The organism is Flavobacterium sp. ACAM 123, assembly GCF_000264055.1.
GTDB lineage: Bacteria > Bacteroidota > Bacteroidia > Flavobacteriales > Flavobacteriaceae > Flavobacterium.
This window is the reverse complement of record NZ_AJXL01000095.1, coordinates 1-14,749: the sequence shown is the minus strand read 5'-3', so window position 1 is coordinate 14,749 and position 14,749 is coordinate 1. Positions and strand designations below refer to the sequence as shown.

General features: G+C 35.4%; 9 protein-coding genes and 2 pseudogenes. 9 read left to right on the top strand and 2 right to left on the bottom strand.

What is annotated here, in order from left to right; genetic code table 11:
• Positions 1-26: 26 nt before the first annotated feature.
• Positions 27-572, bottom strand: coding sequence for a DUF2911 domain-containing protein (locus tag A3SG_RS0114540; RefSeq protein ID WP_016990740.1), 546 nt, complete (start codon positions 570-572; stop codon positions 27-29).
• Between the two features lie 227 nt (positions 573-799).
• Here A3SG_RS0114540 and A3SG_RS0114535 point away from each other — a divergent pair, with 227 nt between their 5' ends.
• Positions 800-1,249 carry a hypothetical protein gene (locus A3SG_RS0114535; RefSeq protein ID WP_016990739.1) on the top strand — a complete coding sequence of 150 codons (450 nt, stop codon included), beginning with the start codon at positions 800-802 and terminating at the stop codon, positions 1,247-1,249.
• A gap of 231 nt (positions 1,250-1,480) precedes the next feature.
• Positions 1,481-3,157 carry an asparagine synthase B gene (asnB, locus tag A3SG_RS0114530; protein WP_016990738.1) on the top strand — a complete coding sequence of 559 codons (1,677 nt, stop codon included), beginning with the start codon at positions 1,481-1,483 and terminating at the stop codon, positions 3,155-3,157.
• A 117-nt stretch (positions 3,158-3,274) separates the two neighbouring features.
• Here the strand turns inward: asnB (A3SG_RS0114530) and A3SG_RS0114525 are convergent.
• A pseudogene (locus tag A3SG_RS0114525) lies at positions 3,275-3,778 on the bottom strand (DUF4339 domain-containing protein); the annotation flags it as partial.
• 221 nt (positions 3,779-3,999) lie between these two features.
• Here A3SG_RS0114525 and A3SG_RS0114520 point away from each other — a divergent pair.
• The 7 genes and pseudogenes from A3SG_RS0114520 (at position 4,000) to secDF (ending at position 14,708) form a co-directional block, all read left to right on the top strand.
• Entirely contained in the window at positions 4,000-4,296 is a 297-nt protein-coding gene (locus tag A3SG_RS0114520) for a type II toxin-antitoxin system HigB family toxin (RefSeq protein ID WP_029596832.1), read from the top strand.
• A gap of 11 nt (positions 4,297-4,307) precedes the next feature.
• The gene (locus A3SG_RS0114515; protein WP_016990735.1) at positions 4,308-4,676 is read left to right on the top strand and encodes a type II toxin-antitoxin system HigA family antitoxin; all 369 of its coding nucleotides are present in this window, start codon (positions 4,308-4,310) and stop codon (positions 4,674-4,676) included.
• A 313-nt stretch (positions 4,677-4,989) separates the two neighbouring features.
• Positions 4,990-6,615, top strand: coding sequence for an amidohydrolase (locus tag A3SG_RS0114510; RefSeq protein ID WP_016990734.1), 1,626 nt, complete (start codon positions 4,990-4,992; stop codon positions 6,613-6,615).
• Between the two features lie 188 nt (positions 6,616-6,803).
• A complete protein-coding gene (asnB, locus tag A3SG_RS0114505; RefSeq protein WP_016990733.1) occupies positions 6,804-8,420 on the top strand; it encodes an asparagine synthase B in 1,617 nt (538 codons plus the stop codon).
• 168 nt (positions 8,421-8,588) lie between these two features.
• The gene (gene gyrB, locus A3SG_RS0114500; protein WP_016990732.1) at positions 8,589-10,532 is read left to right on the top strand and encodes a DNA topoisomerase (ATP-hydrolyzing) subunit B; all 1,944 of its coding nucleotides are present in this window, start codon (positions 8,589-8,591) and stop codon (positions 10,530-10,532) included.
• Between the two features lie 48 nt (positions 10,533-10,580).
• Complete coding sequence (gene mdh, locus A3SG_RS0114495; RefSeq protein WP_016990731.1) at positions 10,581-11,516, top strand: malate dehydrogenase; 936 nt, start codon at positions 10,581-10,583, stop codon at positions 11,514-11,516.
• A 221-nt stretch (positions 11,517-11,737) separates the two neighbouring features.
• Positions 11,738-14,708, top strand: a pseudogene (secDF, locus tag A3SG_RS20010) (protein translocase subunit SecDF).
• Positions 14,709-14,749: the final 41 nt, after the last annotated feature.

The window sequence follows — 14,749 nt, the reverse complement described above, 5'->3', positions numbered from 1 at the left end:
ATTTTTTGTATCTGCTAAAAATAGTGTTATTCAGTAAACGGAACCGCAACTCTAACTTTGTCCCATCCTAAGTTTAAAACGATACCGTTATCCCCTTTGGTGAAAACCATAGAAAAAGATTCTAATGAATCAGCACCTTCAGTTGCAGGAACTTTTAATCGAGCAACGTCATTAGCTTCTTTGTAGAAGTAGGAACCCCAAACATTTAAGTCTTTACTAATAATTATAGTGTAGTTGTCTTTTTCTGGAATAGCATATAAAGTATAAGTACCTGCCTTAACTTTAGTTTCTCCTAATTTCATGTCTTTGTAAAGCGTGATTTCTGCTGCCTCATTTGCACCTGTTCTCCATACTTTCCCCGCTGGAGCAAGTTCGTTTACACTACGACCTTTTAGTTGTGGTCTGCTGTAGGTTACTTTTGCAAGTTTGTCAGCATTTTTATAGTCGGTAGGGTAGGAAGCCGCATCCATAGGGCTTTTATCAAGATCAGGGAATTTCTGGGCATTTGCATTTGAGGATAGTAGTATCATAAAGCCAAAAGCAATTGCAGTAATCAATGTCGATTTTTTCATAGTATGGATTATATAGGTTTAAATATTGAAATTAGTATTCAATCAAATGTAAAGTTAGAAATTCCTATTAAAACTTCATAGGAATACTGAAAAGGATTCTAAAAAAAGTTGTTGGACTCCATAATAATAACATAACTTTGGTAGCTGTAATGTGGAATGGTAGTAGCGGACGTTAGTTGGGAAGAAGCTAATTTATTTCCATTTGCCGTATTAAAAAAACAATAATTATGACTTTCAAACAAAAGATATATCAGTATTACGTGCAACTCGTTCAAGACAGAATTGATGTTTTTAGAGATATGATTGTGGCGCTTACCGAGGATTCTAAAAATGATGCCAAAGGTTCTGCCGGCGATAAGCATGAGACGGCGTTGTCCATGATGCATATCGAACAGGAAAAACTGAATAATAAACTACGTGAGGTCGTTGCCCAGAAGGCAATCTTGGATAAAATTGATTCCTCTAAAATTGCTGGAACCATAGTAGTAGGGAGTTTAGTGAAAGCAAACGGAATATATTTATACCTTAGTTTAGCACTGCCAAAAATTAGCATAGAAGGAGTTAATGTTATTGCCCTGTCTCCCCAATCGCCTTTGGGAAATAAACTGATGGGAAATGCAGTAGGATTTACATTTGAAATTAATAATACAAAATATTTGATAGAGGAGATTGCATAGCATTCGTTCTATTTAGTCCTCTTAGGTGCTTTTATGATTATGGAAGACGTTATGAAATTACTGTTTTCAACTTGAAAACTATTCTCGATGTTCTTTTAGTTACAGTTTTAACTCTAATTTGCAATTATTACTTATATCTATAACCAAATAAGCTATTTGTGTTTTGTAATTGTAACTGTAATTGCATCTTTACCTTATCGAAATAAATAAAAAAGTTTAAAATATATAGTTATGTGTGGAATAGTATGTGCCTTTGATCTAAAACAAAAAGCAGAAGTTTTAAGACCGCAAGTATTAGAAATGTCTAAAATCATTCGTCACCGCGGACCAGACTGGAGCGGGATCTACAGTAATAATAAAGTAATTATGTCTCATGAGCGTTTGGCAATTGTTGATCCGGCTTCTGGCAAGCAACCTTTGCTTAGCGAAGATGGAAAATTAGTTTTAGCTGCAAATGGTGAGATATACAACCACAGAGAGTTGCGAAAGCAATTTGAAGGAAAATATAACTTTCAGACGGAAAGCGACTGCGAAGTGATCTTAGCGCTTTACAAAGAAAAAGGATCACATTTTATTGATGAAATGAATGGGATCTTCGGATTTGCAATCTACGATGTTGATAAAGACGAGTATTTTGTAGCTCGTGACCATATGGGAATTATTCCATTATACATTGGTTGGGACCAACACGGAACGTTTTATGTGGCTTCAGAATTGAAAGCACTAGAAGGATACTGTACAAAAATCCAATTGTTTCCTCCAGGACATTATATGACAAGTAAAGATGGAGAATTTGTACAATGGTACAAAAGAGAGTGGACTGATTATGATGCTGTAAAAGACAACGAAACAAGTATTCCAGCTATTAAAGAGGCACTGGAAGCTGCGGTCCACAGACAATTGATGAGCGACGTTCCTTACGGAGTATTGCTTTCAGGAGGATTAGATTCTTCAGTTACTTCGGCTATAGCCAAAAAATATGCGCAAAAACGCATCGAGTCAGGTGATGTTGCTGACGCTTGGTATCCACAATTACACTCTTTTTCAGTAGGGTTAGAAGGTTCTCCAGATTTAGCAGCGGCTCAAATTGTGGCAGATCACATTGGAACCATCCACCACGAAATTAAGTTTACGATTCAAGAAGGATTAGATGCGATACGTGATGTGATTTACAACTTAGAAACTTATGATGTAACTACCATCCGAGCTTCAACGCCAATGTGGTTAATGGCGAGAGTGATTAAGTCTATGGGAATAAAAATGGTGTTGTCTGGTGAAGGAGCTGATGAGCTTTTTGGAGGGTACTTGTATTTCCATAAAGCGCCAAACGCAAGAGAATTTCATGAAGAGAATGTTCGTAAATTAGGGAAACTACATATGTACGATTGTCTAAGAGCTAACAAAAGTTTAGCGGCTTGGGGAATTGAAGGGCGTGTACCATTCTTAGATAAAGAGTTTATGGATGTGGCGATGCGAATCAACCCACAAGATAAAATGATCAACAAAGAACACCCAATGGAAAAATGGGTAGTGCGTAAAGCTTTTGAGGATATGTTGCCTGAAAGTGTAGCTTGGAGACAAAAAGAGCAATTTAGTGACGGAGTAGGATATGGCTGGATTGATAAATTAAAAGAAGTGGTGGCTGTTGAGGTGAACGATGAGCAATTAGCAAGTGCTAAATTTCGTTTCCCGTTGCAAACTCCTACGTCTAAGGAAGAATATTACTACCGTTCTATTTTTCATGAACATTTTCCTAGTGACGCCGCAGCCTTATGTGTGCCTCAAGAAGCCAGTGTAGCGTGTAGTACAAAAATCGCTTTAGAATGGGATGAGGCGTTCAAAAACATGAATGATCCTTCTGGAAGAGCAGTTACCAATGTACATTCTGATGCTTATGCAAAAGCATAAAAAAAATTATTTCAATGTAGAAATTAAAAAAAATATTAAAATTTATAGTAAAACCGAGCAATTGCTCGGTTTTTGTTTTGCACTCTCGTTTGTGATAATTTTTACGTTTATAGGGCGTTATATTTCCTTTTGGGAGTATTTATTAAACCAATTGTAAATTTGCGCAACTGGTCTTTTGAAAATTATATAAACGCATAAAATAAATATAATAGTACTTGCGGATATGAATTCAAAATCGTGTTCTCTTTGATACGCAGGGTCTACTACATAGTTAGCTATGAAAGAACATCCTAATGCAATAGTTAAAGCGAAAATGCTGTTTTTTAAAAACCATATAAATTTGTTAGCAAAGCTAGTTTTTATTTTTTCTTGCGCAAGCTCTTTTTCTTTAAGCTCGATTTTTGATTTAGTTTTTCCAATACCTAAATTTACATTCAAAGTTTTTTCGCTTTTTGTTTTCTTTTGTATGTTTTTTGGGAGGCCAGGAGGAGTAATTTTTAATAAAATCTGCAATTTTTCTATTTTCCCTGCTTCAATCCAATCGTCAAACCCTTCTTGCCAAATCAATGTAGTTTTAGAAATACTCATTTCTTTTAGTTCATTAATTGAAAATGGTCCTTTTTGCTCGCCATCTTAAGCGATGAAATATTTTTTCTTATTTATTTTAAAAATATTTTAATTTTATTAGAGTCTGATTAAAACAAATCTAGCAAAATAATTTATAGATTATTGTCTTAATTTGAAAACTTGTTTTTTATTCATTGCAATTGAATTTTTATAATTTAAAACAAAAGTTCGCGAATATAGAACTTTTGTTTATCTTTGTATTCTATTTGGAAAATATGAAAAGGATCGTTGCAAAAAAGACTTTGAGGGATTTTTGGGAAAACCACGCTGATGCTGAACAGTATTTAAAAACCTGGTATGAAACTGCTAAGAACTCAAATTGGAATTCCCCACATGACATCAAGCAAACTTTTATAAGTGCAAGTGTATTGAAAGACAGCAGAATTGTTTTTAATATTAAAGGAAATTCATATCGACTTATTGTAAAATTTAATTATGAGCGGCAATGGGCATTCATTAGATTCATAGGAACACATACCGAATACGATAAAATAAACGCTGACACAATTTAAAATTTAGAATTATGGAAATTGCACCTATTAAAAATGACAATGATTACCTGAACGCACTTGAGAGACTTGAAGTGATTTTTGATGCTGCTCCTAATTCTATTGAGGGGGAGGAAGCAGAGATTTTGACTATGTTAATTGATAATTATGAAAACCAATATTTTCCTATTGATGCTCCAGACCCAATTGAAGCGATAAAAATTAGAATGGAAGAAATGAATATTAAGCAGAAAGATTTGGTCGGAATTATTGGAGGAAAAAGTAGTGTTTCAGAAATCTTAAACCGAAAAAAAAGGCTTACGGTAGATATGATTAGAGAACTTGAAAAAGTTTTGAATATTTCAGCATCTGTACTGGTTAATAATTATAAGTTGAGTAAATAAGTCAACTCCTTTTTCTCTGTAATTCCAAAAACTATTGGAATCGCAGAGCAGACCCGCCTTTTAAGAGTTTTTTTAATCTGTGAAGATTATTTTTGAGTTTATTTTTAATTAGTTAAGAAAATGTTCTCAGTTATGAGAGGTTTTTTTTTGTTTAAAATCAATAACAACATAGGTAATTGTTGAATTTTTAGGGATTTATTATTCTATTTTGTTTTGAAAAATTAGTACAGTATCGGGATTCGATGTAAATAACAGGAAGTAGTTTTTTTTATATGCTCTTCTTTTTTATATTAGCCTATCTAAACCATGCACTATGAAACCTTTTATGTTATTTTTTGTTTTATGTTCTCTTATTTCTTGTTTAAAAAAAGATAAAACTGTTGTCGACGCAATATTTACTGATGCCACGATATATACTGTTAACAGCTCTTTTGATACTGCCACAGCGATGGCTGTAAGTGATGGTGAAATCGTTGCTATTGGTACAAATGAAGAAATACTTAATAAGTTTGAATCTCAGAACAACATCGATGCAAAGGGTAAGTTTATCTACCCGGGTTTAATTGATGCGCACTGTCATTTTTACAATTATGGACTTAGTTTGCAGGAAGTCGATTTACGAGGCACTAAAAGTATGCAGGAGGTGATAAGCCGCATCCAGGCTTTTCAGAAAGAGAAAAACCTTAAATTTATTGTTGGAAATGGTTGGGACCAAAATGATTGGGCAGTTAAACAATTTCCTTCTAAAGCAATTTTAGATAAATATTTTCCAAACATTCCTGTAGTTCTTAATAGGGTTGACGGTCACGCTATAGTGGTCAACAGTAAAGTGTTGGCCATGGCAAATATTACTAAAGACACAAAAACAAGTGGTGGCCAAATAGAAATTGTGAATGGAGAGCCAAGTGGTATTTTAATTGACAACCCGATGAATTTAGTATTTAACATAATTCCAAAACCAAGCAGAAAAACACAAATAACAGCGCTGCTAGATGCGGAGAAAATAATGTTTGAATATGGATTGACCACAGTAAATGATGCCGGTTTAGATCCGCAGGTTATTGATTTAATCGATAGTTTACAAAAAGCTAAGGCGATGAAGCTTAATGTGTATGCTATGATTACAGTGAATCAAAAAAACATGGACTTGTACCTTGAAAAAGGGACTTATAAAACAGACAATCTTGATGTCAGGTCTTTTAAGATGTATGGAGACGGGGCTTTAGGGTCTCGAGGAGCGTGTATGCATAAACCATATTCAGACAGCCCTAAACAATTTGGCGCATTAATTACCCCGATTCCTGATATGAAAGTGATTGCTAACAGAATCGCTGCATCTTCTTTTCAGTTGAATACACATGCTATTGGAGATTCTGCAAATACAGTAATATTAAAAGTATACAAAGCAGCTTTAGAAGGTAAAAAGGACAGACGTTGGAAAATAGAGCATGCGCAAGTAGTGCAAGAAGCTGATTTTGATTATTTTAAATTGGGTATTATCCCCTCCGTCCAACCTACGCACGCTACTTCAGACATGTATTGGGCAGGACAGAGATTGGGGAAAGAGCGTTTGAAAAATGCTTATGCGTATAAAAAATTACTTCAAAAAGCGGGAGTTATCGCTCTTGGTACTGACTTTCCTGTCGAAGAAGTGAACCCAATGTTGACTTTTCATGCAGCAGTTGCTAGAAAGGATAGTAAAGGATTTCCTGATGGTGGTTTCCAGATGGAAAATGCTTTAACCAGAGAGGAAACTTTAAAAGGGATGACAATTTGGGCCGCTTATTCTAATTTTGAAGAAAAAGAAAAAGGAAGTCTAGAAGCAGGTAAATGGGCGGATTTTGTTTTGTATGATAAAGACATTATGAAAATCAAAGAGAGCGAAATTTTGAAATTGAAGCCAGCGAGTACTTATGTAAAAGGAATAAAAGTAAAATAAACGAACTGTTTAAAGAAGGTCGTTCAGAATTTATAATATAAATTTTCAGATTAGATACGTTTTAATTTCATTTTCTAGTTATTTTATCTTTTTTGGTTTATAAGTATAACTAAATAATACGATTGTGTTTTGTAATTGTAACCGCTAACGGATATTTGTGTGTCTGAAACATTGATAATAGTAGAATTATGTGTGGAATATTAGCCATTATAGGGAAAGGAAAAGATGCGGAATCAGTAATGAAGCTTTCGAAAAGAATGTCGCACCGTGGCCCGGACGAAAGTGATTTGCATGTTATGGAAAACGGATCTGTTTTAAGTCATGAACGTTTGTCGATTATCGATTTACATTCGGGGAAACAGCCTATTCAAGGGAGTAATACGGCCTACGTGATTCATAATGGAGAGGTTTATAACCATCAAGCATTAAGAGACGGTATTTTGAAAGAACATACTTTTAGAACAAAATCAGATTCGGAAGTGATTGTTCATTTATACGAAGAATTTGGTTATCACTTTTGCGACAAAATAGATGGTGATTTTGCCTTTGTTGTGATAAACGGAGATGATTTTATTGTTGCGCGAGATCCGTTGGGAGTAAAGCCTTTGTATTACGGTTTAGATGAAAGAGGAAGGATTTATTTTGCTTCAGAAATGAAGTCTCTATCTGACCAATGTAAAACATTCTCCACTTTTCCTCCAGGACATTATTATACGCAAAAATCAGGTTTTGTGAAGTATTACAAGCCTATATATGAAGATTATGAAAAGGCAAATCACAATTTAGACTTAGAATTAATCCGAAGCACTTTGACTGAGGCTACCCGCAAGCGCTTGATGAGCGATGTTCCCATTGGCGTTTTGTTATCAGGAGGGTTAGATTCGTCATTAACATCTGCGATTGCTTCGCGATTATTGGCAGAGCAGGGAAAAAAACTACATTCATTTTCTGTAGGATTGAATGCAGATGCTCCAGATGCTTTAGCAGCTAGGAAAGTAGCTGATTTTTTGGGTACTGAGCACCATGAGGTCCATTTTACGGTTGAGCAGGGCATAGAAATAGTGGATAAGTTAATTTGGCATTTGGAAACCTATGATGTAACATCGATACGAGCCAGTGCACCAATGTATTTTTTATCAAAAGCAATCAGTGATTTAGGAATTAAAGTAGTGTTGTCAGGAGAAGGAGCTGATGAGATTTTTGGAGGTTATTTGTACTTTAGAAATGCGCCTTCTGCTGCAGAATTTCAGAAAGAAACGATTGAAAGAGTTCAGAAATTATTCACTGCTGATTTGTTAAGGGCGGATAAATCTACGATGGCTCACGGACTGGAGGCTAGGGTGCCGTTTTTAGACAAAGACTTCTTAGAGGTAGCCATGAGGATCAATCCAGAAGAGAAGCAGCCTAAAAGGTACGATGGTAAAGAAAAATACATATTAAGAAAAGCATTTGATACTCCGGAAGACCCTTATTTGCCTGCAGAGATTTTATGGAGACAAAAAGAACAGTTTTCTGATGGGGTAGGATATAGCTGGATCGATCAATTGATAAAATATTGTGCTTCTCAAGTTACAGATGAACAGCTGTTGGGGGCAGCTACTGAATTCCCGTACAATTCGCCGGTGACTAAAGAGGCTTATTTTTACCGATCTATTTTTAATAAGTACTACCCGCAAGTCAGTGCGGCACAAACGGTTAGAAAATGGATTCCAAAATGGCAGGAAAATCAAGATCCAAGCGGAAGAGCGAATGAGGCACACGTGCAGGCAGATACTGAAATAACTAAGATTGGTATAAATGTTTAAGTTTTATTAAAAAGAAGAACGTTCTCGATTTTGGAGCGTTTTTTTTATATAAAAAACCACCGTTTTGTTAATAACTTAACATCTTAAAAGGCTATTTTAACGGTAATATAGTTTACGTTTTTATATATTTGCGTGTTAGACGAAATTACATTTTTTAGAATAAATCATATGAGCGAAGAAATCAAGAAGGACAGTTATTCAGCAGATAGTATTCAGGCATTAGAAGGAATGGAGCATGTAAGAATGCGTCCATCGATGTATATTGGAGATGTGGGGGTTCGAGGATTGCATCATTTAGTTTATGAAGTAGTGGATAACTCGATCGATGAGGCAATGGGTGGTCATTGTGATACCATCATCGTTGATATAAATGAAGATGGGTCTATTACCGTTGAAGATAATGGTCGTGGTATTCCGGTAGGGATTCATAAAAAAGAAGGCGTTTCGGCACTGCAGGTTGTAATGACTAAAATTGGTGCTGGAGGAAAGTTTGATAAAGATTCTTATAAAGTTTCTGGTGGACTGCACGGCGTTGGGGTTTCGGTGGTGAATGCACTGTCCAATCATCTTACTGCAACTGTTCATAGTGGTGATGGGAAAGTGTATCAACAAGAATATGAAAAAGGAAAAGCGTTATATCCGGTAAAGCAAATTGGGGAAACTACAAAAAGAGGAACAATAGTTACTTTTTATCCTGATGAAACTATATTTACTCAAACCACAGATTTTTCATATGACACGTTATCTGCCCGTATGCGTGAATTGTCTTACCTTAATAAGGGAATTACAATTACATTTACGGATAAAAGAGAATTGGATAAAGACGGGAATTTTGTTTCTGAAATTTTTCATTCTGATGAAGGATTGAAGGAGTATATTCGTTATTTAGATGTAAATCGTGAGCCAATTATTGCGCATGTTATTTCCATGGATAATGAAAAAGGGGAAATACCTGTTGAGGTTGCCTTAATTTATAATACAAGTTATACTGAGAATATATTTTCTTACGTAAACAATATCAATACGCATGAAGGAGGAACGCACTTACAAGGTTTTAGAACAGGTCTGACAAGATCGCTAAAGAAATATGCGGATGCTTCTGGGATGTTGGATAAATTAAAATTTGATATATCTGGAGATGATTTTCGTGAGGGACTTACGGCGATTATATCTGTAAAGGTTGCGGAACCGCAATTTGAAGGTCAAACTAAAACAAAGCTTGGAAATAGAGAGGTTGTTTCTCCTGTAAGTCAAGCGGTAAGTGAAATGATTGAGAATTATTTGGAAGAAAATCCAAATGATGCCAGAATCATTGTTCAAAAAGTAATTCTTGCAGCGCAAGCACGTCACGCCGCTAAAAAAGCGCGTGAAATGGTCCAGCGTAAAACCGTAATGGGTGGCGGTGGATTGCCGGGTAAACTTTCGGATTGTTCAGAGCAAGATCCTACAAAATGTGAGGTGTATCTTGTCGAGGGAGATTCGGCAGGCGGAACGGCTAAACAAGGTCGTGATAGAAAATTTCAAGCGATTCTGCCATTACGTGGTAAGATTTTGAACGTGGAGAAGGCAATGCACCATAAAGTATTTGAAAACGAAGAGATTAGAAATATATTTACTGCTTTGGGGGTTACCGTTGGTACAGCCGAAGACAGCAAAGCTTTAAATATGGAAAAATTGCGATACCATAAAGTAATTATTATGTGTGATGCCGATGTCGATGGTAGCCACATTTCTACTTTAATATTAACATTTTTCTTCCGATTCATGAGAGAACTTATTGAGGAAGGGCATGTTTATATAGCTGCACCACCTTTGTATTTAGTTAAAAAAGGGAATAAGAAAGAATATGCCTGGAACGATGCCCAACGCAACGAAATTAATGAAAGAATGGGCGGTAGTGCAGCTATTCAGCGTTATAAAGGTCTAGGGGAAATGAATGCGGAGCAGTTGTGGGAGACGACAATGGATCCGAGTTTCAGAACCTTACGTCAGGTAACAATCGATAGCTTACCTGAAGCGGATAGAGTTTTCTCGATGTTGATGGGCGATGAAGTGCCGCCAAGACGAGAATTTATTGAGAAAAATGCTATTTATGCTAATATTGATGCCTAATTAGGTTGAAGAGAATAAACTAACTAACCAGAAATACATATATAAAAGATGAAAGTTACTATTGTAGGAGCAGGAAATGTAGGAGCAACTTGTGCAGACGCAATTTCTTATAGGGGAATTGCAAGTGAAGTAGTATTGTTGGATATTAAAGAAGGTTTTGCCGAAGGCAAAGCGTTGGATATTATGCAGTGTGCTACTAATACAGGATTTAATACCAGAGTTTCTGGTGTTACTAATGATTATACTAAAACCGCTGATAGTAATGTGGTAGTTATTACTTCTGGAATTCCGAGAAAACCGGGAATGACTCGGGAAGAATTGATAGGGATTAATGCAGGAATCGTTAAAATGGTTGTTGATAATGTATTGATTCATTCACCAAATGCTATTATAGTAGTAGTTTCAAATCCAATGGATACGATGACGTATTTAGCTTTAAAAGCTACTGGATTACCAAAAAACAGAATCATAGGAATGGGCGGGGCCCTTGATAGCTCTCGTTTTAGAACGTACCTGTCAATGGCTTTGGGTAAACCAGCAAATGATATTTCTGCAATGGTTATTGGAGGACACGGTGATACCACAATGATTCCTTTAACACGTTTAGCGTCTTACAATGGAATTCCTGTGTCTCAATTTCTTTCAGAAGAAGCTTTGGAAAAAGTAGCTGCTGATACCATGGTAGGTGGTGCAACCCTTACTGGTCTTTTAGGAACATCAGCTTGGTATGCACCAGGAGCGTCAGTTGCTTATTTAGTGGATAGTATTTTGAATGACCAAAAGAAAATGATTGCTTGTTCTGTTTTTGTTGAAGGAGAGTATGAGCAAAACGATATTTGTATCGGTGTTCCCTGTATAATAGGTAAAAATGGTGTTGAAGAAATTATTGAGATTGAGTTAAATAATAAAGAAAAAGCGACGTTCGCTAAAAGTGCAGAGGCAGTTCGCGCAATGAACGATGCGCTGAAATCAATTTTAGCCTAATAATCTGGTATATAATTAACGAAGACTGCACTTTTGCAGTCTTTTTTTTGATTTTAATTAACAAATAAATTGGTTAATCTTAACCTTAATTATATATTTGCTCGGTTAAAAAACAATAATATAATTCTTGGTTTTTCTTTTTAGAATTGAAATCGGAGTCAAGAGCTATTTTAATAGGAGTTGAAAATAAATAAATATAAAATAATTAATTTTTAGTAATAATGCAGAATAAAGGACTTATTAAATTTTTCGCAATTCTATTTGCATTGGTGAGTATTTACCAACTTTCTTTCACTTTTGTCGCAAACAAAGTAAAAAATGATGCCAAAGCATTTGCTGCAGGTAACTCTGATAAAGAAGCAAGGTACTTGGATTCCATTGGTAAGGAAAATGTATTTAATCTTGGATTTACAAATTTTAACTTCGATGAAGTAAGTGATAAGCAGATCAACAAAGGTCTTGACTTAGAAGGAGGTATCAATGTAATACTTCAAATTTCTGTTAAAGATATCTTGAAAGGATTATCAAGTAATTCTAAAAATCCCGTTTTTAACAAGTCTTTAGCAGACGCGACAGCAAACATACAAGGGAATACGCCTTACTTAGAAAAGTTTTTTGATGCTTTTGAAGCCAATTCCAAAGGGACTGTAAAGTTAGCTTCGCCAGATATTTTTGCAAACAGAAGTTTACAAGGAGAAGGTGGAGTAGATTTTCAAATGACGGATGCCGAAGTTCAAAAGGTAATCCGAAGAAAAGTGGACGAATCTGTAGAAAGTGCCTTTGGAGTACTGAGAAAAAGGATTGATAAATTTGGTGTTACTCAACCTAATATTCAAAAATTAGGAGAGTCTGGACAAATTCTTGTAGAACTTCCTGGTGCTAAGGATGTAGACAGAATAAAAAAATTGCTACAAAGTACAGCTCAATTAGAGTTTTGGGAAACGTACAAGATTGAAGAAATGGGTAATTTCTTGTTGGCAGCAAATGAGACATTGAAGAAAACCGAAATTACTACAGTAGAATCTAAGCCAGTGGTTAAAGATTCTCTGAGTGCTTTGTTAACAAATGGGGGAGATTCAGCTACTACTAAAAAAGGGAATAATCCTTTGCTTGATAAAATTATTGCCCAAGGCGGTGGACCGGTATTAGGTCTTTTCTCACCGAAGGATACAGCAACGGTAAACGGCTATTTTAAAAGACAAGATGTTAGAAATTTACTATCGGCAGATCAGCGTTATGCTAAATTCCTTTGGGGAAAACTGACAATAATAAAAGATGCTAAAGATAAAGATATTGAAGCAGTAGAATTATACGCGATAAAAGGTAATAGAGATAACGAACCTGCTATGAGTGGAGGAGTTGTTACTGATGCAAAAGATACTTTTGATCAGTCAGGAAAACCAGCTGTTTCTATGCAAATGAATGGTCAAGGAGCAAAAGGTTGGGAAGAATTAACAGGCAGAGCATACACGCAAAAGAGTAGCATTGCTATCGTTCTTGATAATATCGTTTATTCTGCGCCAGGAGTATCTAGCGGACCAATCGCTGGAGGTAGATCTGAAATTTCTGGATCTTTTGATGTTACAGAAACTAAAGATTTAGCCAACGTACTTAGAGCGGGTAAACTTCCAGCTTCGGCTGATATTGTTCAGTCAGAAGTGGTAGGGCCATCTTTAGGTCAAGAAGCTATAGATAACGGTACTAATTCTGCTATTGTAGGATTGCTTTTAGTGTCGCTTTGGATGATGGTTTATTATGGTAAAGCAGGTTGGTATGCTAATATTGCATTAGCGGTTAACTTATTATTCCTTTTCGGAATTTTGGCAAGTTTAGGTGCAGTTCTTACATTGCCTGGTATTGCAGGTATCGTTTTGACAATGGGTACAGCAGTGGATGCTAATATCATTATCTATGAAAGAGCAAAGGAAGAATTACGAGATGGAAAATCACTGGATGAAGCGGTAAAAGCTTCTTATAGCTGGACAGGAGCAATGCGATCAATCGTGGATGCAAACGTTACGCATATCTTAATCGGTACGGTATTGTTCATTTTTGGTTCGGGCCCAATAAAAGGTTTCGCAACGACATTATTGATTGGTATTATAACATCATTATTTACTTCAATCTTTATTGCAAGAATATTTATCGATAAAAACATTGCTAAAAAAGCTAATTTAACATTCGTAACTAATTTTTCTAAAGACTTTTTCACAAACTTCCATTTCGATTTCTTAAAAAGTAAAAAAATGGACTTATTTGTTTTCAGCAGTTGTAGTTGTGGTGAGTATTGTCTCATTAGCGACAAACAAACTGGATCAAGGTGTTGATTTTGTTGGTGGAAGAACTTTTCAGGTTCGTTTTGAAAAACCAGTTGAAGCTGGAATCGTAAAAGAGGAGCTTACTAAAGTGTTTGGTAGTGCTGAAGCTAAAATATTTGGTAATGATAATCAATTGAAAATCACTACCAAATATAAAGTTGAAGAGCACGGTATAGAAGCGGATAAAGAGGTAAACAAATTATTGTTTCAAAGTTTGAAATCACATTTTGCAGCAGATTTAACGTACGATAAATTTATAAATGCTTACCCAGGTAAAGTATATGGTGTTGTACAAGCATCAAAAGTGGGACCTACTGTAGCTGAGGATATTAAAACGAATGCATACTGGGCCGTTCTTGGGGCAATGTTAATTGTATTTTTATACTTGCTAATTAGTTTTAGAAAATGGCAATATGGTTTAGGTGCCATCGCAGCTGTGGCGCATGATGTTATATTTGTATTAGGTATTTATTCTTTATTTTATAAAATTATGCCTTTCGGTATGGAAATTGACCAACATTTTATCGCGGCAATCCTTACTGTTATCGGGTACTCAATGAATGATACTGTAATTGTATTTGACAGGGTTCGTGAATTCTTAGATGGAAAAACTAAAGGTACTTTTCCTGAAATAGTGAACAAATCAATTAATTCAACAATGTCAAGAACAATCAATACCTCATTAACGATGATAGGTGTATTGGCAATAATGTTTATTTTTGGAGGAGAGTCTATTAGAGGATTTGTTTTTGCAATGCTTATCGGTATTGTTGTTGGAACCTACTCTTCATTATTTATCGCAACACCGGTATTAGTAGATACAATTTCAAGAGAAGATAAAAAGTTGATTGAAAAACAACATAAAGAAAGCTAAAATTTATTTTATATTACAAAAAAAAGACCCTTCGCAAGTTG